General features: G+C 33.1%; 41 protein-coding genes. All 41 read left to right on the forward strand.

Annotated features, from left to right (window positions below; translation table 11 throughout):
• Positions 1-719 precede the first annotated feature (719 nt).
• The 41 genes from rpsJ (at position 720) to B2694_RS04535 (ending at position 24,469) form a co-directional block, all read left to right on the forward strand.
• The gene (rpsJ, locus tag B2694_RS04335) at positions 720-1,028 is read left to right on the forward strand and encodes a 30S ribosomal protein S10 (protein ID WP_035133283.1); all 309 of its coding nucleotides are present in this window, start codon (positions 720-722) and stop codon (positions 1,026-1,028) included.
• A 107-nt stretch (positions 1,029-1,135) separates the two neighbouring features.
• Positions 1,136-1,765 carry a 50S ribosomal protein L3 gene (gene rplC, locus B2694_RS04340; protein WP_346884720.1) on the forward strand — a complete coding sequence of 210 codons (630 nt, stop codon included), beginning with the start codon at positions 1,136-1,138 and terminating at the stop codon, positions 1,763-1,765.
• A 17-nt stretch (positions 1,766-1,782) separates the two neighbouring features.
• A complete protein-coding gene (gene rplD, locus B2694_RS04345; RefSeq protein WP_035133287.1) occupies positions 1,783-2,403 on the forward strand; it encodes a 50S ribosomal protein L4 in 621 nt (206 codons plus the stop codon).
• Entirely contained in the window at positions 2,403-2,699 is a 297-nt protein-coding gene (gene rplW, locus B2694_RS04350; RefSeq protein WP_150845873.1) for a 50S ribosomal protein L23, read from the forward strand. Before rplD ends, rplW begins: the two co-directional genes overlap by 1 nt.
• Before the next feature lie 52 nt (positions 2,700-2,751).
• A complete protein-coding gene (gene rplB, locus B2694_RS04355) occupies positions 2,752-3,585 on the forward strand; it encodes a 50S ribosomal protein L2 (protein ID WP_035133291.1) in 834 nt (277 codons plus the stop codon).
• Between the two features lie 62 nt (positions 3,586-3,647).
• Complete coding sequence (gene rpsS, locus B2694_RS04360) at positions 3,648-3,929, forward strand: 30S ribosomal protein S19 (protein WP_035133294.1); 282 nt, start codon at positions 3,648-3,650, stop codon at positions 3,927-3,929.
• 22 nt (positions 3,930-3,951) lie between these two features.
• Positions 3,952-4,287 carry a 50S ribosomal protein L22 gene (gene rplV / locus B2694_RS04365; RefSeq protein ID WP_150845875.1) on the forward strand — a complete coding sequence of 112 codons (336 nt, stop codon included), beginning with the start codon at positions 3,952-3,954 and terminating at the stop codon, positions 4,285-4,287.
• A 16-nt stretch (positions 4,288-4,303) separates the two neighbouring features.
• Positions 4,304-4,969, forward strand: a complete 666-nt coding sequence (gene rpsC / locus B2694_RS04370; protein ID WP_150845876.1) for a 30S ribosomal protein S3 — start codon at positions 4,304-4,306, stop codon at positions 4,967-4,969.
• Positions 4,970-4,996: 27 nt separating this feature from the next.
• Complete coding sequence (rplP, locus tag B2694_RS04375; RefSeq protein WP_035133300.1) at positions 4,997-5,440, forward strand: 50S ribosomal protein L16; 444 nt, start codon at positions 4,997-4,999, stop codon at positions 5,438-5,440.
• On the forward strand, positions 5,430-5,642 hold the full coding sequence (rpmC, locus tag B2694_RS04380) for a 50S ribosomal protein L29 (protein WP_035133305.1): 213 nt from the start codon (positions 5,430-5,432) through the stop codon (positions 5,640-5,642). The genes rplP and rpmC overlap by 11 nt, the downstream gene beginning before the upstream one ends.
• Before the next feature lie 21 nt (positions 5,643-5,663).
• Positions 5,664-5,918, forward strand: coding sequence for a 30S ribosomal protein S17 (gene rpsQ / locus B2694_RS04385; protein ID WP_035133308.1), 255 nt, complete (start codon positions 5,664-5,666; stop codon positions 5,916-5,918).
• Positions 5,919-5,941: 23 nt separating this feature from the next.
• Positions 5,942-6,310, forward strand: a complete 369-nt coding sequence (gene rplN / locus B2694_RS04390; RefSeq protein ID WP_035133311.1) for a 50S ribosomal protein L14 — start codon at positions 5,942-5,944, stop codon at positions 6,308-6,310.
• A gap of 17 nt (positions 6,311-6,327) precedes the next feature.
• Positions 6,328-6,642 carry a 50S ribosomal protein L24 gene (rplX, locus tag B2694_RS04395; RefSeq protein WP_035133314.1) on the forward strand — a complete coding sequence of 105 codons (315 nt, stop codon included), beginning with the start codon at positions 6,328-6,330 and terminating at the stop codon, positions 6,640-6,642.
• Between the two features lie 22 nt (positions 6,643-6,664).
• On the forward strand, positions 6,665-7,207 hold the full coding sequence (gene rplE, locus B2694_RS04400) for a 50S ribosomal protein L5 (protein ID WP_035133316.1): 543 nt from the start codon (positions 6,665-6,667) through the stop codon (positions 7,205-7,207).
• A 14-nt stretch (positions 7,208-7,221) separates the two neighbouring features.
• Positions 7,222-7,407, forward strand: coding sequence for a type Z 30S ribosomal protein S14 (locus tag B2694_RS04405; protein WP_035133318.1), 186 nt, complete (start codon positions 7,222-7,224; stop codon positions 7,405-7,407).
• 32 nt (positions 7,408-7,439) lie between these two features.
• Entirely contained in the window at positions 7,440-7,838 is a 399-nt protein-coding gene (rpsH, locus tag B2694_RS04410; protein ID WP_035133320.1) for a 30S ribosomal protein S8, read from the forward strand.
• Positions 7,839-7,861: 23 nt separating this feature from the next.
• Entirely contained in the window at positions 7,862-8,401 is a 540-nt protein-coding gene (gene rplF, locus B2694_RS04415) for a 50S ribosomal protein L6 (RefSeq protein WP_035133322.1), read from the forward strand.
• 25 nt (positions 8,402-8,426) lie between these two features.
• Positions 8,427-8,789 (forward strand): 50S ribosomal protein L18, encoded by a 363-nt coding sequence (gene rplR, locus B2694_RS04420; protein ID WP_150845878.1) that lies wholly within the window; start codon positions 8,427-8,429, stop codon positions 8,787-8,789.
• A 17-nt stretch (positions 8,790-8,806) separates the two neighbouring features.
• Positions 8,807-9,304, forward strand: a complete 498-nt coding sequence (rpsE, locus tag B2694_RS04425; protein ID WP_035133326.1) for a 30S ribosomal protein S5 — start codon at positions 8,807-8,809, stop codon at positions 9,302-9,304.
• 12 nt (positions 9,305-9,316) lie between these two features.
• Complete coding sequence (gene rpmD / locus B2694_RS04430; protein WP_035133328.1) at positions 9,317-9,496, forward strand: 50S ribosomal protein L30; 180 nt, start codon at positions 9,317-9,319, stop codon at positions 9,494-9,496.
• Between the two features lie 17 nt (positions 9,497-9,513).
• Positions 9,514-9,954 carry a 50S ribosomal protein L15 gene (gene rplO, locus B2694_RS04435; RefSeq protein ID WP_035133331.1) on the forward strand — a complete coding sequence of 147 codons (441 nt, stop codon included), beginning with the start codon at positions 9,514-9,516 and terminating at the stop codon, positions 9,952-9,954.
• Complete coding sequence (secY, locus tag B2694_RS04440; protein ID WP_346884721.1) at positions 9,955-11,238, forward strand: preprotein translocase subunit SecY; 1,284 nt, start codon at positions 9,955-9,957, stop codon at positions 11,236-11,238. It abuts the gene before it with no gap.
• Positions 11,239-11,263: 25 nt separating this feature from the next.
• Complete coding sequence (locus B2694_RS04445) at positions 11,264-11,926, forward strand: adenylate kinase (RefSeq protein WP_035133451.1); 663 nt, start codon at positions 11,264-11,266, stop codon at positions 11,924-11,926.
• Entirely contained in the window at positions 11,913-12,659 is a 747-nt protein-coding gene (map, locus tag B2694_RS04450) for a type I methionyl aminopeptidase (RefSeq protein ID WP_346884722.1), read from the forward strand. Before B2694_RS04445 ends, map begins: the two co-directional genes overlap by 14 nt.
• Positions 12,660-12,672: 13 nt before the next feature.
• Positions 12,673-12,954 (forward strand): KOW domain-containing RNA-binding protein, encoded by a 282-nt coding sequence (locus tag B2694_RS04455; RefSeq protein ID WP_346884723.1) that lies wholly within the window; start codon positions 12,673-12,675, stop codon positions 12,952-12,954.
• Positions 12,955-12,962: 8 nt separating this feature from the next.
• The gene (gene infA, locus B2694_RS04460; protein WP_035133338.1) at positions 12,963-13,181 is read left to right on the forward strand and encodes a translation initiation factor IF-1; all 219 of its coding nucleotides are present in this window, start codon (positions 12,963-12,965) and stop codon (positions 13,179-13,181) included.
• A gap of 15 nt (positions 13,182-13,196) precedes the next feature.
• Entirely contained in the window at positions 13,197-13,310 is a 114-nt protein-coding gene (rpmJ, locus tag B2694_RS04465) for a 50S ribosomal protein L36 (protein ID WP_003373491.1), read from the forward strand.
• A gap of 43 nt (positions 13,311-13,353) precedes the next feature.
• Positions 13,354-13,722 (forward strand): 30S ribosomal protein S13, encoded by a 369-nt coding sequence (gene rpsM, locus B2694_RS04470; protein WP_150845881.1) that lies wholly within the window; start codon positions 13,354-13,356, stop codon positions 13,720-13,722.
• Between the two features lie 15 nt (positions 13,723-13,737).
• On the forward strand, positions 13,738-14,130 hold the full coding sequence (rpsK, locus tag B2694_RS04475) for a 30S ribosomal protein S11 (RefSeq protein WP_035133342.1): 393 nt from the start codon (positions 13,738-13,740) through the stop codon (positions 14,128-14,130).
• A 19-nt stretch (positions 14,131-14,149) separates the two neighbouring features.
• Positions 14,150-14,770 carry a 30S ribosomal protein S4 gene (gene rpsD / locus B2694_RS04480; RefSeq protein ID WP_150845882.1) on the forward strand — a complete coding sequence of 207 codons (621 nt, stop codon included), beginning with the start codon at positions 14,150-14,152 and terminating at the stop codon, positions 14,768-14,770.
• Between the two features lie 63 nt (positions 14,771-14,833).
• Positions 14,834-15,781, forward strand: a complete 948-nt coding sequence (locus tag B2694_RS04485; protein ID WP_035133346.1) for a DNA-directed RNA polymerase subunit alpha — start codon at positions 14,834-14,836, stop codon at positions 15,779-15,781.
• 12 nt (positions 15,782-15,793) lie between these two features.
• Positions 15,794-16,135, forward strand: a complete 342-nt coding sequence (rplQ, locus tag B2694_RS04490; RefSeq protein ID WP_035133348.1) for a 50S ribosomal protein L17 — start codon at positions 15,794-15,796, stop codon at positions 16,133-16,135.
• A gap of 91 nt (positions 16,136-16,226) precedes the next feature.
• Entirely contained in the window at positions 16,227-17,156 is a 930-nt protein-coding gene (locus B2694_RS04495; protein WP_346884724.1) for an energy-coupling factor transporter ATPase, read from the forward strand.
• Positions 17,141-17,995 carry an energy-coupling factor transporter ATPase gene (locus B2694_RS04500; RefSeq protein WP_035133350.1) on the forward strand — a complete coding sequence of 285 codons (855 nt, stop codon included), beginning with the start codon at positions 17,141-17,143 and terminating at the stop codon, positions 17,993-17,995. Before B2694_RS04495 ends, B2694_RS04500 begins: the two co-directional genes overlap by 16 nt.
• Before the next feature lie 30 nt (positions 17,996-18,025).
• Positions 18,026-18,823: a CbiQ family ECF transporter T component gene (locus B2694_RS04505; protein WP_150845886.1), complete on the forward strand. Its 798-nt coding sequence runs from the start codon at positions 18,026-18,028 to the stop codon at positions 18,821-18,823.
• Between the two features lie 26 nt (positions 18,824-18,849).
• A complete protein-coding gene (gene truA, locus B2694_RS04510) occupies positions 18,850-19,584 on the forward strand; it encodes a tRNA pseudouridine(38-40) synthase TruA (protein ID WP_346884725.1) in 735 nt (244 codons plus the stop codon).
• A 142-nt stretch (positions 19,585-19,726) separates the two neighbouring features.
• A complete protein-coding gene (gene rplM, locus B2694_RS04515) occupies positions 19,727-20,161 on the forward strand; it encodes a 50S ribosomal protein L13 (protein WP_035133357.1) in 435 nt (144 codons plus the stop codon).
• A 26-nt stretch (positions 20,162-20,187) separates the two neighbouring features.
• The gene (gene rpsI / locus B2694_RS04520; RefSeq protein ID WP_035133359.1) at positions 20,188-20,580 is read left to right on the forward strand and encodes a 30S ribosomal protein S9; all 393 of its coding nucleotides are present in this window, start codon (positions 20,188-20,190) and stop codon (positions 20,578-20,580) included.
• 292 nt (positions 20,581-20,872) lie between these two features.
• Entirely contained in the window at positions 20,873-22,498 is a 1,626-nt protein-coding gene (locus B2694_RS04525; RefSeq protein ID WP_346870685.1) for a Na/Pi cotransporter family protein, read from the forward strand.
• Between the two features lie 198 nt (positions 22,499-22,696).
• Complete coding sequence (gene cwlD, locus B2694_RS04530) at positions 22,697-23,356, forward strand: N-acetylmuramoyl-L-alanine amidase CwlD (protein WP_346884726.1); 660 nt, start codon at positions 22,697-22,699, stop codon at positions 23,354-23,356.
• 141 nt (positions 23,357-23,497) lie between these two features.
• Complete coding sequence (locus B2694_RS04535) at positions 23,498-24,469, forward strand: winged helix-turn-helix domain-containing protein (RefSeq protein WP_346870683.1); 972 nt, start codon at positions 23,498-23,500, stop codon at positions 24,467-24,469.
• Positions 24,470-24,482 lie beyond the last annotated feature (13 nt).

A 24,482-nucleotide genomic window follows, 5' to 3' on the forward strand; every position in this document is an offset into this window, starting at 1 on the left:
TCAGAGAAGGTGGAAGAACAGTGGGATCAGGAGTTGTAACTTCTATAATTGAATAATTAAGATTTAAAATAATAAATTATTTATTATCCTGAAAAGGAAATGTGCACAATAAAACCTAGGTAAAAAGAGAGATGGGGACGCCTATCTCTCTTTTTTTATGTCTAAATAACTTTTGCTACAATATATACAACAATAAAATATAGATTGCATATATAAATATGGAGAAAAATCTATTTTTATAGATTCAGCATAATTTTACCTATTGAATTTAAATGTTATATGATGTACTATACATAAATATAACTTCTATAGTATATTTAATTAAATATAAAAAAATTTACTAATAACTTTATATATTCTGAATTTTAGGCAATTATATAAACAAATAGTTAGTAAAGTTACATATTAAATATATAATATTTTTATTAAAGAAAATTAAAGATATTAAAAATTTACAAGAGTAAAAAATGAATAAAAACTCTTGTCAAAGCTAACAAAATAATGTATACTATAGAAGTTGCAATATGGTAACAGCGATGAGGTAAGAGGTTGCCGGGCTTCCGGGGGAATTCTTAACCGAGCATGCTCAATCACGAATTGGGCGACGGGGTCTGTAGTGCTGTTGTGTTTCTTAAAATAAGAAACGCCAGGAGCAGTTTACAGAACTTCCGCTGTTGCGCGTAAGAAGTAATAGCGTGCGATGAAAAGGAGGGAATGTAATGTCAAAACAAAAAATCAGAATCAGATTAAAAGCGTTTGATCACACAATACTAGATCAATCAGCAGAGAAGATTGTTGAGACTGCTAAAAACACAGGAGCTAAAGTAGCTGGTCCAGTACCACTACCAACTGAGAAAGATGTAATAACTGTTCTAAGAGCTCCACACAAATACAAAGATTCAAGAGAGCAGTTCGAAATCAGAACTCATAAAAGACTAATCGATATATTAAGTCCATCACCAAAAACTGTTGATGCATTAATGAGATTAGACTTACCAGCAGGTGTAGATATCGAAATAAAATTATAATCGTACATAGTACATGAAATTGAACTATGATGTACGGGTAATAGAAAAACTATTACTAACTATTATGATCACAATGTGGTCCGCTAATAAGTAGGAGGTGTATTTAAATGAAAAAAGCTATAATGGGTAAAAAATTAGGAATGACTCAAATATTTGATGAAAATAGAAGAGTAGTACCTGTAACAGTTGTAGAAGCTGGTCCATGTGTAGTAATCCAAAAGAAAACAGTAGAAAATGATGGATATGAAGCCATAAAAGTTGGATTTGGAGATATAAGAGAAAAGTTAGTGAATAAACCTAAGAAAGGTGAATTCGCAAAAGCTGGTGTTGTTGTAAGAAGACACATAAAAGAATTTAGATTAGATGATACAAGTGCTTATGAAGTAGGTTCTGAAATAAAAGCAGAAATCTTCGCAGCAGGAGATAAAATTGACGTATCTGGAATATCTAAAGGAAAAGGATTTGCTGGCGTTATAAAAAGATGGAACTTCCACAGAGGACCAATGAGCCACGGTTCTAAATTCCATAGAGCAGTAGGTTCAATGGGAGCATCATCAGACCCATCAAGAACATTTAAGAATAAAAAAATGCCTGGTCATATGGGAAATGTTAATACTACAGTGTTAAATCTAGAAGTAGTAAGAGTAATACCTGAAAAGAATATTATTCTTATTAAAGGCGGAATACCAGGACCAAATAAAGGTTTAGTAGTAATAAGAAACGCTGTTAAAGCATAAGGAAAGGAGGATGCAGAATGCCTACAGTAAAAGTGTATAACACTGAGAAAAAAGAAGTTGGAGAAATTCAATTAAATGATAGCATTTTCGGAGTAGAAGTTAGTGTTGAAGCAATGCACCAAGTTGTATTAGCTCAATTAGCTAATAAAAGACAAGGAACTCAAAGTGCTAAGACAAGAGCTGAAGTAAGAGGCGGAGGAATTAAGCCTTGGAGACAAAAAGGAACAGGAAGAGCAAGACAAGGTTCTATAAGAGCTCCACAATGGATTCACGGGGGTATCGTATTTGCACCAAAACCACGTGATTACAGAGTTTCCGTTCCGAAGAGTATGAGAAGAGTAGCTATGAAATCAGCTTTAACTTCAAAAGTACAAGATAATGAAATGATAGTATTAGAAAGCTTGGCTTTCGATGCACCAAAAACTAAAGATATGGTAAAAGTTCTTAATGCTTTTGAAACTAAAAAAACATTAATAGTTGTAGCTGAGTCTAATGAGAATGTTTATAAATCAGCAAGAAACATTCCTGGAGTAGCTGTAGTGCCTGTAAACAACATAAATGTTTACGACATATTAAAGTATGAAAACTTAATGATTACTAGAGACGCTGTATCAAAAATTGAGGAGGTGTATGCATAATGAAAATGACTAGTTATGATATAATAAGAAAACCTGTTATAACTGAAAAAAGTATGGCTGCTATGGCAGAAAGAAAATACACTTTCATCGTTGACATACACGCAAACAAAGTTCAAATAAAAAAAGCTGTTGAAGAAGTTTTCGGAGTAAAAGTTGAAGATGTTAAAACTTTAAGAAATTTAGGTAAAACTAAAAGAGTTGGAGTTCACATTGGAAAAAGGGCTGACTTCAAAAAAGCAGTTATTAAATTAGCAGCTGACAGCAAAACAATTGAATTCTTTGAAGGAATGCAATAATATAACGCATTTATTGGCTAGAGCCAGATAAGCGAAAAGGGAGGGAAACCTAATGGCAGTTAAAAAATTTAACCCTACCACTCCTTCAAGAAGAAATATGACTATGGCTTCATTTGAGGAAATAACAACAGATGTACCTGAAAAGTCACTTCTTGTAAGTAAGAAAAAAACTGGTGGTAGAAATGCTCAAGGTAAAATTACTGTTCGTCACCACGGTGGTGGAGCGAAACAAAAATATAGATTAATAGATTTTAAAAGAACTAAAGATGGTATACCAGCTAAAGTTGCAACTATCGAGTACGATCCTAATAGATCAGCTTACATCGCATTAGTTGTATATGCAGATGGTGAAAAGAGATACATAATAGCTCCAGTTGGATTAAAGGTTGGAGATGTTGTAGTATCTGGATCAGATGCAGACATTAAAGTTGGAAATACACTTCCAATAACTAACATACCAGTAGGTACAATAATTCATAACATTGAATTGCAAGTAGGAAAAGGTGCTCAACTTGTTAGATCAGCAGGTTCTTCAGCTCAGTTAATGGCTAAAGAAGGAGCTTACGCTCAAGTAAGACTACCAAGCGGAGAAGTTAGATATGTAAGAGTAAACTGTAGAGCTACAATAGGAACAGTTTCAAACTTAACTCACGAAATTGTTAATATAGGTAAAGCAGGAAGAAAGAGACATATGGGTATCAGACCAACAGTAAGAGGATCTGTAATGAACCCTAATGACCACCCACACGGAGGTGGAGAAGGTAAATCTCCAGTAGGTCATGCTAGTCCACGTACTCCATGGGGTAAACCAGCTCTTGGATACAAAACTAGAAAAACTAAGAAATACTCTGACAAATTTATTGTTAAGAAAAGAAATAGTAAATAGTTAGAAGAGAAATAAATTCTCTTCTGATTATAACTACTTTACATGAAGGGAGGCCACTAATAGTGAGTAGATCAATTAAAAAAGGACCTTTTGTAAAAGAGTCTCTTCTAAATAAAATAGAAGAAATGAACAAAGCTGGCGAGAAGAAAGTTATAAAGACTTGGTCAAGAAGCTCTACAATTTTTCCTCAAATGATAGGACACACAATTGCTGTACATGATGGAAGAAAACATGTTCCAGTATATGTCCAAGAAGATATGGTAGGACATAAACTTGGAGAGTTCGCTTTGACTAGAACTTTTAAAGGTCATATCGCGAAGGAAAAATCAAGTAGAATGAGATAGTACGGGAAGGAGGAAATTACCAATGGAAGCTAAAGCTATAGCTAAATATGTAAGAATGTCTCCTATGAAAGTTGGGATTGTTCTTGACCTTATAAGAGATAAGAATGTAAATGAAGCTTTCGCTATATTACAATATACTCCAAAAGATGCAGCTGTTGTTATTAATAAGTTATTAAAATCAGCTGTTGCGAATGCAGAAAACAATTTTAATTTAGACAGAAATAGATTATATGTTGCAGAGGCTCATACAGGTGCAGGTCCAACATTAAAGAGGTTTAGACCACACGCTCAAGGTAGAGCATTCAGAATTTTAAAAAGAACTAGCCATATAACTATAGTAGTTAAAGAAAGAGCATAAGAAGGAGGGATATAGAGTGGGTCAAAAAGTACATCCACACGGCCTAAGAGTTGGTGTTATCAAGGATTGGGACGCTAAATGGTATGCAGACAAGAAAAATTTTGCAGATAACTTAGTTGAAGATAATGCTATCAGAGAATATATAAAGAAAAGATTATTCACTGCTGGAATATCTAAAATTGAGATAGAAAGAGCAGCTAAAAGAGTTAAAATAAATATACATACCGCAAAACCTGGAATGGTTATAGGAAAAGGCGGTCAAAGTATAGAAGAACTTAAAGTTGCATTAAAAGAAGTTGTTAAAGATAAATTTGTTTTAATTAACATAGTAGAAGTTAAAACACCAGAAAACAATGCACAATTAATGGCTGAAAACATAGCAGCTCAATTAGAAAAGAGAATATCTTTCAGAAGAGCTATGAAACAAACAATTCAAAGAGCTATGAGAACAGGTGTTAAAGGAGTTAAGACTGCATGTTCAGGAAGATTAGGCGGAGCTGAAATCGCAAGAACAGAGCAGTATCATGAGGGAACAATCCCACTACAAACTTTAAGAGCTGATATCGACTATGGATTTACAGAAGCTAATACAATCTATGGTAAAATTGGTGTAAAAGTTTGGGTGTATAAAGGTGAGGTTCTTCCAACTAAGAAAGTTCAGAAGGAAGAAAGTAACTCATAATAACGTGTAAGGAAGGAGGAATTTGACATGTTAATGCCTAAAAGAGTTAAACATCGTAAGGTACAACGTGGTAGAATGAGAGGTAAAGCTACAAGAGGTAACTTCATTGCTTATGGAGATTATGCTTTACAAGCAACAGAATGCGGTTGGATTACAAGCAACCAAATCGAATCTGCCAGAATAGCTATAAATAGATACGTTAAAAGAGGAGGAAAGGTTTGGATAAAAATCTTCCCTGATAAGCCAGTAACTGAAAAACCAGCTGAAACACGTATGGGATCTGGTAAAGGTTCACCAGAGTACTGGGTAGCAGTAATTAAACCAGGTAGAGTATTATTTGAAATATCTGGAGTATCTGAAGAAGCTGCTAGAGAAGCTATGAGACTTGCGTCTCACAAATTACCAGTAACAACCAAATTTGTTACTAGAAGAGATTTTGAGGAAATGGGTGGTGAAATCAATGAAGGCTAATGAATTGAAAGAGTTGAGACAAAGTACTCCTCAAGATTTAAATGTAAAACTATCTGATCTTAAATCAGAATTATTTAACCTTAGATTTCAGTTAGCTACAGGACAGTTAGAAAACCCAATGAGAATTAAACAGGTTAAGAAGTCTATAGCCCAAATTAAAACCATCCTTAGAGAAGAAGAATTAAGGGCTTGTGAGCAGTAATACTGAAAGGAGGTTCATCTTGTGGAAAGAGGAAATAGAAAAAGTAGAATCGGAAGAGTAGTTTCTGACAAAATGGATAAGACAATTGTTGTTGCTGTTGAAACTAAAGTTAGACATCCATTATATGGAAAAACAGTTAATAGAACAACTAAATTTAAGGCTCATGATGAAAATAATGAAGCAAAAGTTAACGATAGAGTATTAATAATGGAAACAAGACCATTATCTAAGGATAAGAGATGGAGACTTGTTGAAATCATGGAAAGAGCTAAATAGTTAACTGAAGGGAGGGTATTTACATGATACAACAACAAACATTATTAAAAGTAGCGGATAACTCTGGTGCTAAAGAAATAATGTGTATTAGAGTACTCGGTGGTTCCAAAAGAAAATGGGGAAACATCGGAGACGTAATTGTTGCTAGCGTTAAAAGTGCAACACCAGGTGGAGTTGTTAAAAAAGGTGACGTAGTAAAAGCAGTTATTGTTAGATCAGTTAAAGGTTTGAGAAGAGCAGACGGGACTTATATCAGATTTGATGAGAACGCAGCTGTTATTATAAAAGACGATAAGAATCCAAAAGGAACTCGTATCTTCGGACCTGTTGCTAGGGAGCTAAGAGATAAAGAATATAATAAAATATTGTCACTAGCACCTGAAGTACTATAGGATAGGGGGTAGCAAAGATGAAAGTTCATGTTAGAAAGAAAGACACTGTTATGGTTATCTCTGGAAAAGATAAAGGTAAAACTGGAGAAGTTTTAGCTGTTTATCCTAAGACTGGAAAAGTTGTAGTTGCTGGCGTTAACGTAGTAACTAAACATCAAAAACCAAACAGACAAAATATGCAAGGTGGAATAGTTAACTTTGAAGCAGCTATTAACAGCTCAAAAGTTATGCTATATTGCGATAAATGTAAGAGCGTAACTAGAATAAGCAATAAAGTACTTGATGATGGTACAAAAGTTAGAGTTTGCAAAAAGTGCGGAGAAACATTTTAATTCGCGAAAGGAGGTTTAACAAATGGTTACAAGACTACAAGAGAAATACAATAGTGAAGTAATACCAGCTATGATGGATAAGTTCGGATACAAAAATATAATGCAAGTACCTAGACTTGAAAAAATAGTTATAAATATGGGAGTTGGCGAAGCTAAAGATAACTCTAAAGTTTTAGATGCTGCTGTAAGTGATATGCAATTAATCACTGGACAAAAAGCTGTATTAACTAGAGCAAAGAAATCAGTTGCCAACTTTAAAATAAGAGATAACATGGCAATTGGATGTAAAGTTACATTAAGAAAAGATAAGATGTTCCAATTTGCGGACAAATTAATGAATATAGCATTACCAAGAGTTAGAGACTTCAGAGGCGTTCCTACTAAGTCATTTGATGGAAGAGGAAATTATGCTTTAGGAATAAAAGAACAATTAATATTCCCTGAAATAGAATATGATAAAATTGATAAAGTAAGAGGAATGGATATAATATTTGTAACTACTGCAAAGACAGACGAGGAAGCAAGAGAATTATTAAGATTCCTTGGAATGCCATTTGCTCAATAAAAGGAGGGAATGACTTGGCACGTAAAGCTTTAATAGAAAAATGGAAAAAAGAACCAAAATATTCAACTAGAGAATACTCTAGATGCAGATTATGTGGAAGACCACATTCTGTCTTAAAAAAATTTGGTATTTGCCGTATATGTTTCAGAGAACTTGCTTATAAAGGACAAATTCCTGGATGCAAAAAGGCAAGCTGGTAATATACAGATCATAGCGAAAGGAGGCACAATTAATGAATATGACTGATCCGATAGCAGATTTGCTAACACGTGTAAGAAATGCAAATATTGTTAGACATGAAATAGTAGAAGTTCCTTCTTCAACAATAAAGAAAGGCATAGCAAATATTATGCTTCAAGAAGGATATATTAAAAATATAGAAGAATATCAAGATGGAACTGTTTCAATGTTAAGACTTAGCATGAAATATGGCCAAAATAAAGAGAGAGTTATAACAGGACTTAAGAGAATATCTAAACCAGGATTAAGAGTTTATAGTGGTAAGGATGATATCCCTAAAGTTTTAAATGGATTAGGAGTTGCAATAATATCAACTTCTAAAGGATTAGTTTCTGATAGAGAAGCTAGAAAATTAGGATTAGGTGGAGAAGTTATCTGCTACATCTGGTAGTTTATGAACAAGGAGGTGCGATTATGTCAAGAGTAGGAAGACTTCCAATAGCTATACCAGCTGGTGTATCTGTTACAGTAACGCCAGACAACGTTGTTACAGTTAAGGGACCTAAAGGGGAATTAACTAGAACAATGGTGAAGAATATAAACATAGCTATAGAGGATAATCAAGTGGTCGTTACAAGACCAAGCGATATAAAAGAACATAGAGCTCTACACGGATTAACTAGAGCATTATTAAATAATATGGTAATTGGAGTAACTAATGGTTTCGCTAAGACATTACAATTAGTTGGTGTTGGATATAGAGCAACAGCAAAAGGTAAGGGATTAACTTTAAACCTAGGATTCTCACACCCAGTTGAAATAGCTGCTGTAGATGGAATTACATTTGAATTAACAGATGCTAATACTATAGTAGTAAAAGGAATCGACAAGGAATTAGTTGGTAAAGTTGCAGCTGATATAAGAACTTGGAGAAAACCTGAGCCTTACAAAGGAAAGGGTATTAAGTACTCTGATGAAGTTATCAGACGTAAGGAAGGTAAGACTGGTAAATAATAGCTATTAGAAAGGAGAGAATTTCATGTTCAATAAAGCTGATAGAAAGCTATCAAGAGAAAGACGTCATTTAAGAGTACGTAAGAAAATTCATGGAACAGCTGAAAGACCAAGACTTGCAGTGTTCAGAAGTGAAAAGAACATATACGCTCAAATTATAGATGATGTTGCTGGAAGAACATTAGTTGCTGCATCTAGTTTAGATAAAGACTTTTCTCTAAAAGTTGGTAGCAATAAGGAAGCTGCTAAACTAGTTGGTGAAGTAGTAGCTAAAAAAGCAATAGAAGCAGGAATTACTGAAGTTGTATTCGATAGAGGTGGATATGTATACCACGGAAGAGTACAAATGCTTGCAGAAGGTGCAAGAGAAGCAGGACTTAAATTCTAAAAAAAGGAGGTACACACATGAAAATAGATCCTAGCACACTTGATCTTAAAGAGAAAGTTGTACACATAAACAGAGTTGCTAAGGTTGTTAAAGGTGGTAGAAACTTCAGATTCAGCGCACTAGTAGTTGTTGGTGATGAGAACGGACACGTTGGTGTTGGAATGGGAAAATCTATCGAAATACCAGAAGCAATTAGAAAAGGTATCGAAGATGCTAAAAAGAACATCGTTAAAGTTGAATTAGATGGAACTACAGTTCCTCATACTATAGATGGTAAATTTGGAACTGGTACAGTTCACATAATGCCAGCTTCAGAAGGAACAGGTGTTATCGCTGGAGGTCCAGCAAGAGCAGTACTTGAGCTTGCAGGATTAAAAGACGTTAGAGCTAAATCATTAGGTTCAAATAACCCAAGAAATATGGTTAGCGCAACTATAGATGGATTATCAAAATTAAGAACAGCAGAGCAAGTTGCAAAACTTAGAGGCAAAACTGTTGAAGAAATTCTAGGATAGGAGGGGAAAACCTTGGCTAAAGTTAAATTAACATTAGTAAAGAGTTTAATTGGTAGAAAGAAAGATCATATTGCTACTGTAGAGGCTCTTGGATTAAGAAAAATAGGTAAAACTGTTGAGCACGAGGAGACTCCTCAGATCAGAGGTATGATTAATAAAGTAAGTTACCTACTAAAAGTAGAAGAAGCTTAAACTAAGGAGGTGTAAATATGAGACTTCATGAGTTAAGACCTGCAGAAGGTGCAAAAAAATCTCCTAAGAGAATCGGTAGAGGTACTGGTTCAGGTTGGGGTAAAACTGCTGGAAAAGGTCAAAAAGGACAAAACTCAAGATCTGGTGGCGGTGTAAGACCAGGATTTGAGGGAGGTCAAATGCCTTTATATAGAAGACTACCTAAGAGAGGATTTACAAATATATTTGCTAAAGAATATACTTGTATAAACGTAGATAGACTAAACATATTTGAGGATGGAACTGTAGTTACTCCAGAGTTACTTCGTGAATCTGGAATGGCTAAGAGAGTAAACGATGGGATAAAGATTCTTGGAAATGGTAACATTGAAAAGAAATTAACTGTTAAAGCTAATAAGATTTCCAAAGCTGCAGCAGAGAAGATTGAAGCGGCAGGAGGAAAAGTTGAGGTGATATAGATGTTATCAACCCTACGAAACGCTTGGAGAGTTCCTGAGCTAAGAAAAAGAATACTATTTACATTAATGATAGTGGTAATTTTTAGAATGGGTGTGTTTATCCCAGTACCAGGAGTGGATGCTAGTAAGATTGCAACTTTAGTTAGTAGTAATTCTGGTTCCCTTCTAAGTTTCTATGACATGATTGCAGGAGGGGCTTTTAGTAAGTTTAGTATATTTGCTTTAGGTGTTACTCCATATATCAATGCATCGATTATAATTCAATTACTTACAATTGCAATTCCTTATTTAGAACAACTTTCTAAAGAAGGTCAAGAAGGAAGAAAAAAAATACAGAACTATACTAAATATGCAGCTCTAGTATTTGCTGTTATTCAAGCATATGCAGCATATGCCCTAATTAAAAGCTCAGGAGCTATATTGATAGAAGGTTCAATGGGCCTTTTACTAATAATACTAACAATGACAACAGGTACAGCCTTGTTAGTATGGATAGGTGAACAAATTTCAGTATATGGAATTGGAAGTGGTGTTTCTGTTATTATATTTGTAAATATAATATCTTCACTACCACAAACAGCTTATCAAATAGCAGGGCTTCTTAAAACAGGAGAAGTTAGTCCGGTAGAGGTTGTAATATTCGTAGCAGTAGCTTTAGCTTTATTAATTACAGTAATTGTTATAAATTTAGCAGAACGAAGAATTCCAGTGCAATATGCCGGTAAAGCAATAGGAAGAAAAGTTATAAAAGGTCAATCATCACATATTCCAATAGGATTAAATTCTTCTGGAGTTATGGCAATAATCTTTGGTATGTCAGTAATGCAATTTCCAGCGGTTATAGCACAAATATGGCCTGAATCTTCCTTTGCGGTATTTGTTAATAAGAGTTCTTGGAGTATATTTCGTCAAGATACTATGAAATATGTAGTAGCATATTTTTTATTAGTACTATTCTTTGCTTGGTTCTATACCATAATTACTTTCAAACCAGATGAGATGGCAGAGAATATGAATAAATCATCAGGATTTATTCCAGGTATAAGACCAGGTGAAAAAACTGAAATTTACTTAGAGAAGATTTTGACAAGAATATCCCTTTTAGGTGGAACATTTGCTGGAATTATAGCTATAGTGCCTATATTAGCAGCTATATTCAGTAATTTTAAGGGAGTTTCATTTGGTGGAACTAGTTTACTAATTTTAGTTGGTGTATCTCTAGATACTATGAAACAATTAGAATCTCAGCTAGTAATGAGACATTATGAAGGGTTCCTTAAATAAAAATTTTAATTTGGAGTTGATACTAGTGAGAGTTATTTTATTAGGTCCTCCTGGAGCCGGAAAAGGAACTCAGGCAAAGTCAATCTGTAATAAATACTCTATACCACACATATCTACTGGAGATATTTTTAGATATAATATCTCTCAAGCAACGCCTTTAGGGATTGAAGCTAAAAAATATATAGATAAAGGTCATCTAGTACCAGATGAATTAACTATCGATTTAATTAAAGATAGATTAAAGCAGGATGACTGCAAAAATGGATTTTTACTAGATGGTTATCCAAGGACTGTAAATCAAGCAGAGGCTTTAGAAGTTTTACTTAAAGAAATGAGTTTAAAACTAGACACTGCCTTATTGATTGAAGTTCCTAAGGGTTTTATTATAGATAGAATGACAGGAAGACGTGTATGTACTACTTGTGGAGCTAGTTATCACGTAAAATATAATCCTACTAAAAACGATGGAAAATGCGACGTTTGCGGTAGCGTTGTAATACAAAGAGCAGATGATAATGAAGCGACAGTAAGTGAAAGACTTGAAATATATGATGCACAAACACAACCGTTAATAGAATACTATAGAGAGAAAAATCTATTAGCAGAGGTTGATGGAACGCAAGCTATTAATGATGTTTTTAAGAATATCTGTGGTATCTTAGGAGCGATAAATAGTGATGAATATTAAGAGTGATACAGAACTAGAATATATGAGGAGTGCTGGTAAGGTTGTTGCCGATACCCTAGCAATGATTCAAAAGGTAATAAAACCAGGAATAACCACTGCAGAAATTGATAAACTTGCTGAAGAGTTTATATTAGCACAAGGAGCTATACCTTCTTTTAAAGGATATGGAGGATTCCCAGGATCAATATGTGCATCAGTAAATGATGTAGTAATACATGGTATCCCGAATGACACCGTATTAGTTGAAGGAGATATAATTAGTGTTGATTGTGGAGCGATACTTAATGGCTATCATGGTGATGCTGCACGAACTTTTCCAGTAGGGAATATTTCTAAGGAAGCAAAACATCTAATAGATGTCACTAAAGAATCTTTCTTTAAGGGCATTGAAAAAGCAGTAGTGGGGAACAGACTTACCGATATTTCAGCAGCTATTCAAAAGCATGCTGAGAGTTTTGGATATTCTGTGGTTAGGGATTTTGTTGGACACGGCATAGGAACTTCTATGCATGAAGACCCACAAGTTCCTAATTACGGCACTGCTGGTAAAGGTCCTAAGTTAGTACACGGTGTAGTACTTGCAATTGAACCTATGATAAACATGGGAAATTACAAAGTTAAAATTAAGCCAGATGGTTGGACTGTAGTGACTAGTGATGGAAAGTTATCTGCCCATTATGAAAATACTATAGCAATAACTAATGAAGGTGTAGAAATACTAACTTTGAGCTAATGAGGTGACTAATGTGGATGATGACAGCCTTTTAGGTAAGGTAGTACATTCAAAATCAGGAAGAGATAAAGGAAAATACTTTATCATTATTGGTATAATAGACGATGAGTATGTCTATATTTCAGATGGAGACCTTAGAAAAATTGATAGGCCGAAGAAAAAGAAAATTAAACATATATCTTTTACAAATGTTTTGGCTGAAGATATTAGAAGTGCTATCTTATCCAATGGAAAGATCAGTAATTCTAAAATAAGAAAATTTTTGCAGGTTGAGGATATAATAGAGGAGGTTTGATTACCCTTATGTCAAAAGATGATATAATTGAAATGCAAGGTGTCGTTTTAGAAACTCTACCTAATGCAACTTTCCAAGTTGAATTAGAGAGTGGGCACAAGATACTTGCTCATATTTCTGGAAAGTTAAGAATGAACTTTATAAGAATTTTACCAGGAGATAAGGTTACAGTAGAACTTTCTCCATATGATTTGACTCGTGGGAGAATAACTTGGAGAGATAAGTAATAAGGAGGGTTAGCTATGAAGGTAAGACCATCAGTTAAACCTATATGTGAAAAATGTAAAGTTATAAAAAGAAAAGGAAGAGTAATGGTTATCTGTGAAAATCCTAAACATAAACAAAAACAAGGTTAATAAAAATAAATAAGTAGTGATACTTAGGAGGTGTAGATTGTAGATGGCAAGAATTGCAGGTATTGACCTACCAAAAGAAAAAAGAGTTGAGATAGGTCTAACTTATATATTTGGTATAGGACTACCAAAATCTCATGAAATACTTGAAGCTACAGGAGTGAATCCTGATACTAGAATCAAGGATTTAACTGAAGATGAAGTAAATACATTAAGAGATTATGTAAATAAGAGCTTAATGGTTGAAGGTGATCTTAGAAGAAAAGTTGCCTTAGATATAAAGAGACTTAAAGAAATCGGATGTTATAGAGGAATAAGACATAGAAAAGGTCTTACAGTTAGAGGTCAAAAGACTAAGACTAATGCAAGAACAAGAAAAGGTCCTAAGAAGACTATAGCAGGCAAGAAGAAATAGTAAGGAGGGAATATAATGGCTCAAAAGAAAGTTAGAAGTAGAAGAAAAAAAGAAAGAAAAAATGTTGAGCACGGTGCTGCACACATAAAATCTACTTTCAATAATTCCATCGTTACACTTACTGATGCAGCTGGAAACGCATTGTCATGGGCAAGTGCTGGTGGATTAGGATTTAGAGGTTCAAGAAAAAGTACTCCATTTGCAGCTCAGATGGCAGCTGAAACAGCAGCTAAAGCAGCGATGGAACATGGTTTAAAAAGCATAGAAGTTTATGTTAAAGGTCCAGGAGCAGGTAGAGAAGCGGCTATAAGATCACTTCAAGCTGCAGGATTAGAAGTTACTTTAATCAAAGATGTAACTCCAATTCCACACAATGGATGTAGACCACCAAAAAGAAGAAGAGTTTAATTAACAGGAGGTGTAATGAATGGCAAGATACACAGGCGCTACATGCAGACTTTGTAGAAGAGAGGGTCTTAAGCTTAACCTTAAAGGTGACAGATGCTTCACTGAGAAGTGCGCTTTTACTAGAAGAGGTTATGCACCAGGTCAACACGGTCAAAGCAGAAAGAAAATGTCAAACTATGGAACTCAATTAAGAGAAAAGCAAAAAGCTAAGAGAATATATGGAGTTCTAGAAGGACAATTTAGAAAGTACTATGAGAAAGCTGAAAAGCAAAGAGGAATTACAGGTGAAAACCTACTAAAATTCCTAGAATTAAGATTAGATAACGTTGTTTACAGATTAGGATACGGAAGCTCAAGAGTTGAAGCTAGACAATTAGTAAACCACGGACATTTCTTAGTAAATGGTAAAAAGGTAGATATCGCATCTTACTCTGTTAAAGCTGGAGATGTTATATCAGTTAGAGAAAAAAGCAGATCTTCTGAAAAATTCAAAGTTTTTGCTGAAAATCCAAAAACTCTACCAACTTGGTTAGAAGGAAATATTGAATCATTTGAAGGTAAGGTTGCTTCAATACCAGCAAGAGAAGACATAGACGTTCCTGTTAATGAAACATTAATCGTTGAGTTATACAGTAAATAGTCAATAATGTAATCAGTTGCCCTCGATATAAAAAAACCACTAAATTTAAAAGGAGGGTTATAAATGTTAGAAATTGAAAAGCCAAAAATAGAATGTGTTGAAACCGCTGAAAATGGTACATATGGCAAATTTGTTGTTGAACCATTAGAAAGAGGTTATGGAATAACTTTAGGTAATGCATTAAGAAGAATTCTTCTTTCTTCACTACCTGGAGTTGCTGCTAATTCGATTAAAATTGATGGTGTTTTACACGAATTCTCAACTATACATGGAGTTAAAGAAGATGTTTCTGAGTTAATTCTAAATATAAAGGAATTAGCGCTTAAGATGTCTGGTGAGGGCCCAAGAACAATATATATTGATGCTGAAGGTCCTGGTGAAGTTACAGGAGCAGATATTAAAGTGGACGGAGATGTTGAAGTAGTTAATAAGGATCTTCATATTGCTACGCTAGATGATGGTGGAAAGTTATTTATGGAGATAAATATTAATAGTGGTAGAGGTTATGTTTCTCAAAATAAGAACAAAACTGATGATAAGCCAATATCAACTATACCTGTTGATTCAATATATACTCCAGTTAAAAGAGTTAACTTTACAGTTGAGAATACAAGAGTAGGACAGATCACAGATTATGATAAATTAACTATAGAAATTTGGACAAATGGAACTATTAGACCTGATGAAGCTATTGGTTTATCAGCTAAAATTCTTATTGAACACTTTAAATTATTTATGACATTAACTGATCATGCAGATAATGTTGAAATAATGATAGAAAAAGAAGAAGATAAGAAAGAAAAAGTTCTAGAAATGACTATAGAAGAACTAGATTTATCTGTTAGAAGCTTTAATTGCTTAAAGAGAGCTGGTATTAATACTGTTCAAGAGTTAACAGAAAAATCAATGGATGATATGATGAAGGTAAGAAACCTAGGAAAGAAATCTCTTGAAGAGGTTGAGCAAAAACTTGAAGGCTTAGGATTGGGATTCAAACCTAGCGAGGAGTAAGGAGGTATAGAGATGGCACAGCAACGTAAGTTAGGACGTCCAACTGATCAAAGAATGGCAATGCTTAGAAATCTTACGACTAGTTTCTTAAAGCACGGTAGAATTGAAACAACTGAAGCTAGAGCAAAAGAAACTAAAAGATTAGCTGAGAAAATGATAACTTTAGCTAAAAGAGGAGATCTTCATGCTAGAAGACAAGTGCTTGCATTTGTTACAGAAGAGGATGTTGTTAAGAATTTATTTGATAACGTAGCTCCAAAATACGCTGAAAGAAATGGTGGATACACTAGAATAATGAAAATGGGACCTAGAAGAGGCGACGGAGCAGAGGTTGTTGTATTAGAATTAGTATAATAATTCAAGGGGATTAAGTAAGGCTAACTTAGTCCCCGTTTTGTTATAAAATTGAGTATTAGATAGTAACTCTCTAATGGAGGGATAATTGATGGAAACTAATATAAATTCTAGAGATAATCAAATTGAAAAGCTTAATGAAATTAATAAAATAGATAATTTAAATTCATCCAGTGAAAAAGTACCGGAAGTTATTAGTGAAAACTTGAGATATACTTATCCTCCGGATAGTGAAGGTAATATAAAATTGGCTATAGATGGTGTTAATATTACCATTAATAAGGGTGAGTTTGTAGTTGTATTAGGTCATAATGGATCAGGAAAATCTACTTTTGCAAAACATATAAATGCACTCTTAATTCCAACAGAGGGCAAAATTAGTGTGTCTGGATATGATACTAGCAAAGAAGAAAACATATGGAATGTAAGAAGTAAAGCGGGTATGGTTTTTCAAAACCCTGATAACCAAATTGTTGCAACTATAGTAGAAGAGGATGTAGCTTTTGGACCAGAAAATTTAGGCGTAGAACCTAAGGAGATAAGAAGAAGAGTAGACGAGTCACTTAAGAGAGTAAACATGTATGATTATAAAAAACATGGACCACATCTTCTATCTGGGGGTCAAAAGCAACGTGTAGCTATTGCTGGTATATTAGCTATGATGCCTGAATGCATAGTATTAGATGAGCCAACAGCCATGCTTGATCCATCTGGAAGAAAAGAAGTTATAAATACGATAATGGATTTAAATAAAAACAATGGGATCACAATAGTATACATAACACACTTTATGGAAGAAGCTGTTGAAGCAGATAAGATATATGTTATGGATTCAGGAAAAGTTATAGTAGAAGGAAAGCCAAGAGAAGTATTTCAAAATGTAGAAATTATGAAAAACTTAGGTTTGGATGTACCACAAATGACAGAATTGGCTTATGAATTAAATAAATCAGGTGTTAATATAAAATCGGATATATTAACTATAGATGAGATGGTGAGAGAATTATGTCAATTAAAATAGAAAATTTAACTCATATATATATGGCTAAAACTCCCTTTGAAAAGGTTGCCCTTAGTAATGTTAATGTGAATATAAATGATGGTGAATTTGTAGCCCTCATTGGACATACAGGCTCAGGTAAATCTACTTTGATACAACACATGAACGGGTTATTAAAACCTAACCAAGGAAAAATATTTGTTGATGGTGTAGATATTACTGCTAGTGGAGTTAAGCTTACGGACATAAGAAAAAAAGTTGGATTAGTATTCCAATATGCAGAGTATCAACTTTTTGAGGAAACAATAGAAAAGGACATAATGTTTGGACCTAAGAATTTAGGGCTTAATGATGAGGAAGCTTTAGAAAGAACTAAAAGAGCCATGGACATGGTAGGTTTAGACTATGAAACTTACAGAAATAAATCTCCATTTGACCTAAGTGGAGGACAAAAAAGAAGAGTAGCAATAGCTGGAGTTGTAGCTATGGAACCAAGGGTTTTAATACTAGATGAACCAACAGCTGGATTAGATCCTAAGGGGAGAGATGAAATTCTAGGAGAGCTATATAAGCTTCATAAATCTTATAACATGACTATTATTCTTGTATCTCATAGCATGGAGGATGTGGCAAAGGTTGCAGACCGTATATTGGTAATGGATGAAGGAAAATGTGTATTAGATGGTACACCACAAGAAATATTTAAAGAAGTAGATACATTAGAAAATGTAGGTCTTGCAGTTCCGCAGGTAACATATCTTATGCGAGAATTGAGAAGGGTTGGATTTGAATTACCTGATGATATTTTCACATTAGAACAAGCTAAAAAAGAGTTACTTAAGATACTAGCAAAAAACTAGGCTCTTTTATAAAGTTATGGAGGAGTAAATATGATTAAAGATATTACCATAGGCCAATATATACCTGGAGAGTCATTTGTCCATAAATTAGATGCTAGGGTAAAAATACTATTTTCCTTACTCTTTATAATAGACTTATTTTTAATAAAAGAGTTCTCAGGATATATTGTTATTTTTATATTTACAATGATGGCTATAATTGTATCTAAGATTCAATTTAGATATATATATAAGGGATTAAAGCCTATATTTATATTAATGATAATAACGGCACTATTTAATGTGTTTTTAACTAGAGGTAACGTATTATTATGGCAATGGGGATTTATTAAAATATACAAAGAAGGTATAGTAACAGCTATATTTATGATACTAAGACTTACTTTTCTTATTATAGGAACATCTCTATTAACATTAACTACATCACCAATAGAACTTACTGATGGAATAGAAAAATTACTAGGACCATTTAAGAAAATTGGTGTACCAGCTCATGAACTTGCTATGATGATGACTATAGCACTACGATTTATACCTACTTTAATGGATGAGACTGATAAAATAATGAAGGCTCAAAAGGCAAGAGGTGCAGATTTTGAAAGTGGAAGTATAGTTAATAGAGCTAAAAGTCTTATACCACTACTTGTACCGCTATTTATTAGCTCCTTTAGAAGAGCTGATGAGTTAGCAATGGCAATGGAAGCTAGATGCTATAGAGGTGGAGAAGGCCGAACTAGAATGAAGATATTGAAAGTAACTTCGAGAGATTATGTAGGAATGATTGTTATGTCTGCATTAACTATAATAGTTATATATATGAGATTTTAGATGTAGTAGAATAAAGGGATATATATATGAAAAACATTAAGTTAATACTAGAATATGATGGGACTAATTATATGGGTTGGCAAAAACAGCCTAAGGGAGAAACCGTTCAAGGAACAGTTGAGAATGCAATCTCTAAGATCACTGGGGAAAAAGTTGAAGTGATTGGTTGTAGCAGAACCGATAGTAAAGTCCATGCTAAAGGATATGTGTGTAATTTTAAGACTAGTAGTAATATTCCTGTAGAAAAGTTTAGAGAAGCATTAAATCATGTATTACCAGAAGATATATCTGTAATTAAGTCCTCACAAGTTCATGATGATTTTCATGCTAGATATGATTCGAAAGGGAAGATGTATTGCTATACAATACTAAATACAGAAGTAAGAATGCCCATATGTAGAAATTTTTCATATCACTATAAAAAGAGTTTAGATATAGAGAAAATGAAGGATGCTGCAAAATTTTTTATAGGAACTCATGATTTTGAGGCTTTTAGGAATATTGGAAGTACGGTTAAAACGACTACAAGAACTATTAGTAAAGTTGATATAGTTAAGAACGAACACTATATCAAAGTATATATAGCTGCTGATGGATTTTTATATAATATGGCAAGAATTATGATAGGAACGCTTATAGATGCAGGAAATGGAAAAATAAAAGCAGAAGATATACCTAAAATAATATTAAGTAGAGATCGAAAAAAAGCAGGCAAAACATGTTCACCCCAAGGTTTGTGTTTAATTGAAGTTTATTATTAATAATAGTAAAAATCATTGACACACCCGGGAAATTGTATTATAATGAATTTTGTTCGTATAATAAATATTTGTGTGTAAGATCCATTAGCCCCGGATCTTTATCCATAGAATTATAATTGTTAAAAATCAGGGAGGTAGTAAGATGAAATCATACTTAGCTAAACCAAGTGAAATACAAAGAAAATGGTATGTAGTAGACGTTGAAGGAATGACTTTAGGTAGAGCTGCAAGTCAAATAGCTTCTATATTAAGAGGTAAAAATAAACCAGAATTTACTCCAAATGTAGATACTGGAGATCACGTAATAGTTGTAAATGCAGAGAAAATTGTTTTAACAGGAAAGAAATTAGATCAAAAAATGTTAAGACATCACTCATTATACCCAGGCGGATTAAAAGAGATCCCTTACAGAGAAGCATTAGCTAAGAAACCAGAATTCGTATTTGAAGAAGCTGTAAGAAGAATGCTTCCAAAAGGAGTTCTTGGAAGACAAATGGCTAAGAAGCTAACAGTTTACAGAGGACCAGAGCACAAAAATCATGCTCAAAAACCAGAAGTATTAGAATTAAAATACTAATATAGTATTGTAAGGAGGAATAAATAATGGCAAAAGTTCAACATTTTGGAACAGGTAGAAGAAAGAAATCAGTTGCTAGAGTAAGACTTGTACCTGGTGAAGGTAAAGTTGTAATAAATAAAAGAGATATGGATAACTACTTTGGATTAGATACATTAAAATTCATAGTTAACCAACCATTAGTATTAACAGGAACTAAAGACAAATTTGACGTTTTAGTTAATGTACACGGTGGTGGATACACAGGTCAAGCTGGAGCTATCAGACACGGAATATCAAGAGCTTTATTAAAAGCTGATGAGAGCTTAAGACCAGAACTTAAGAAAGCTGGATTCTTAACAAGAGACCCAAGAATGAAAGAAAGAAAGAAATACGGTCTTAAAAAAGCAAGAAGAGCTTCTCAATTCTCAAAAAGATAGTATTTGTACATACAACTGTATGTTATATAAAAATAAGGAGTATATANNTATATACTCCTTATTTTTATATTGTGTAATTTTTTTTAGGTAAACCCATTTTATATATAATCATTAGTGAAGTTTAAATTATAACATTACTTAATATACTTATAAAAAGCTATGTTAAATTCATGTTAAATATGTAAATAAGTATTAACATATTTTTGATTATAGTGTATTATTAGTATGGAATTTTAATGGACAAAGAAAAAGTACATATTGTTGAATGAGATTTATTGTAGGAGGTAAATTGATGTATAATATCATATTTTTGATTATTAACCTTTTAGGAGGATTAGGACTTTTTCTATATGGGATGAAGCTTATGGGGGATGGTCTTGAAAATGCAGCAGGAGATAAACTGAAGGGTATTTTTGACAGGATAACATCTAATCCAGTGAAAGGTGTGCTAACAGGTACCATTGTCACTGCTATTATTCAAAGTAGTAGTGCTACTACAGTAATGGTTGTTGGATTTGTTAATGCAGGACTTATGAATTTATATCAAGCAACATCTGTTATAATGGGAGCTAATATTGGTACTACAATAACAGCCCAATTAATAACATTTAAATTTGATGCTTTTGCACCTGTATTTTTAGCCATTGGTGCAGTTATGATACTTTTTTGCAACAAAAGAAAAGTAAAAGAAGTGGGTCAAATTATTCTTGGATTTGGTATATTATTTTTAGGATTAAAACTTATGTCAAGTGCAATGTCACCGCTTAAGGACTCAGTATTCTTTACAAATTTAATACTAAAATTAGAAGGACATACTATATTAGGGCTTTTAATAGGAATGATGATGACAGCTGTTCTTCAAAGTTCATCAGCTTCTACTGGTATACTGGTAGCATTAGCATCTACAGGAAGCTTACCATTAACAGTAGCAATACCAATATTATTAGGTAATAACATTGGTACATGTGTAACAGCATTAATATCTAGCATAGGAACTTCAATAACGGCAAAAAAAGCAGCGGTAATTCATTTGTTATTTAACCTTATAGGAGCTGTTATATTCTTAATTATACCAGTTTCATTCTTAGCAAATATAGTTTTAGCAATAAGTCCCAATTCAGGAGTAGAAGCTATACCAAGACAAATAGCAAATGCTCACACTATATTTAATGTGGTAAATACATTACTATTACTTCCTTTAATTAAATATCTTGTTGCATTTGTTAATAAGATAATTCCTGGTGAAGATGAAAAAGATGTACCAGGTGTAAAATATATAGACGAAAGATTGCTAGAGACTCCAGCAATAGCTTTTGGGCAAACAACTAATGAAATAGTGAGAATGGGTGAGAAGGCAAAGGAAAATTTAAAAGTAGCTATGAATTCTTTTTTACAAGGCGATGAAGAGCTAATAAAGGTAGCATATAATAATGAAAAGATAATTAATCTATTAGAACATGATATAACAAGATATTTAGTTAAGTTATCTAACTCAGATTTAGGTGATGAACAGAGAGCAGAACTAGCTGCATATTTCCATGTGGTAAATGATATTGAGCGTATAGGAGATCATGCAGAGAATATTGCAGATCTTGCTAGTGAGAGAATCACAAAAAGATTAAATTTTTCTCCAGATGCTATGAATGAAATAAAAGGTATGTTTGACTATACTATAAGTGCAGTAGAAATGAGTATAGAGTGTTTTAAAAGTTATAATAGAGAAAAAGCAGCAGGGATAAGGGGAATAGAAGAAAGAATAGACTCTCTAGAAAAAGAACTAAGAGCATCACACATAAAGAGATTAAACACTGGTGTATGTAATGCTGTAGTGGGAACAATTTTCTTGGACTTGATAAGTAATTTAGAAAGAATAGGTGATCACTCAATAAATATAGCTGAAATAATATATGAAAATTAGAATTAATAGTATTTTATAGCTTATGTAAAACCTTTTGGATAATATGTATCCAAAAGGTTTTTATTATATAGGTAAAAGAATAATAGTATGAATTTATGAATAAGTATAATTACAGAGTAATAAAAAAAGGTGGGGGAAACCATTAAGAACACTAAATTAATATCAATACTTATAGTAATTATTTTAGGATTCATATGCATGTCTGTAATTAATGTAAACAAGGTGGTTACAACTTATAAAAATGCTGAATCAGAACAAGAAAAAAATAAAGTAATACTAATTGATCCAGGACACGGAGGAATAGATGGAGGTGCTTCATCTAAAGATGGAACTACAGAAAAGGATATAAACCTAAATATTGGACTGCTCTTAGGTGCAAATTTAAAAAGTCAAGGATATAAGGTTGAATTTACAAGAACAGAGGATGTAGGACTTTATACTGAAGGAAAATCAGTAAAGGAGAAAAAATATGAGGACTTGAATAAAAGAGTAAGTTTGAAGGAAGAAACAAAGTGCGACATATTTGTTAGTATACATTTAAATACATTTCCAGAATCATATTGTAAGGGTGCTCAAGTATGGTACTCAAATTATGAAGGAAGCGAAAGATTAGCAAATATCATACAAGGTACATTAAAAGATAAATTGGACCAGTCCAATAAGAGGAAAGCAAAGGCTGCAGGCACTCAATATAAAGTACTGAGAGGAAATGATAATATGGCAGGAGTTATTGTAGAGTGCGGATTTCTAAGTAATCCTGAAGAATATCAAAAGTTAAAGGATGAAGAATATCAAAAGAAAATTGCAGATGCATTAGCCGAATCTATAAGCATTTACTTGAAAGAAGGAGCAAATTAAAGATAAGAGCCTACTTTTTCTATAAAAGGTGGGCTCTTTATAGAATATACAATAATGTGAAATTGCAAATGATTAGTCCATATGATATTATGATTAAGGATTGGATTAAGCCATTGGTCCAAAGGGTCAGGAGATGAGATTTTGAACATTACAATTGATAAAAAAAATGGGATACCTCTCTATATCCAAGTAAAAAAACAAATAATGCATCTTATAAAAGATGGAACTTTGAGAGTTGGAAGTAAAATGCCGACAGAAAGAGAATTGTCTCAAGAGTTAGTTGTTAGTAGAAATACCATTAGCGCTGCCTATAATGAACTAGAAGCTAAGGGAGTATTAAAATCTATTCGAGGAAAAGGAACTTTTGTAGCAGAAGAAGTAGTATCATGGCAAAGTTATGATAGCAGGAGGAAGATAAATAAGTTTGTGGATTTAGCTCTAGAAGAAGCTTTAGAATGTGGTATAGATCCAGATGATTTTTTAGATATAGTAACAAATAGGGTTAGTGAGAAAAAGGATGTTATGAATAAAGTTACTTCAGCATTTGTAGAATGTAATATTGAGCAAGCGAGAATGTTTAGTAAAGAAATAACATCAATAACAAGTATGAATACGATACCATTTACTTTAACGGACTTAGAAAAAATGAGTGACGACACAAAGGACAAGCTTTCGACTTGTGAAGTAATTATATCACCTTTCAATCATGTGAATGATGTAGATGGATTTTTAAAAGGCTTTAACAAGGAAATACTAGGAGTAGCAGTAAGCCCTAATCTAGAATCCATTGTAAGAATCGCTAGACATCCTTCAGGAACAAAATTTACTTTCATTTGTTTATCTGAAGAGTTTATATTTAAAATTAAGTCAGCACTTGATAATGCGGGTCTTTCAGATTTATCAGTTGAGTATTTTAGTATGGCTGAAGAAGCTAAGTTAAAACACATAATTGATGAATCGGAGGTACTAATAGTAACTCCAGGTAGATATAAGGATGTTTGTAAGCTTAATCATGAAAATAAAGAGCTTATAGAATTTTCTTACAAATTAGACTCTACATCAGTGAAGGCACTTAAGTCAAAAATTGTAGAATTAAAGTATCAAAAAAATTAATTCAGGAGGAATT

Source organism: Clostridium sp. UBA4395 (assembly GCF_002390995.1).
GTDB lineage: Bacteria > Bacillota > Clostridia > Clostridiales > Clostridiaceae > Clostridium_J > Clostridium_J sulfidigenes.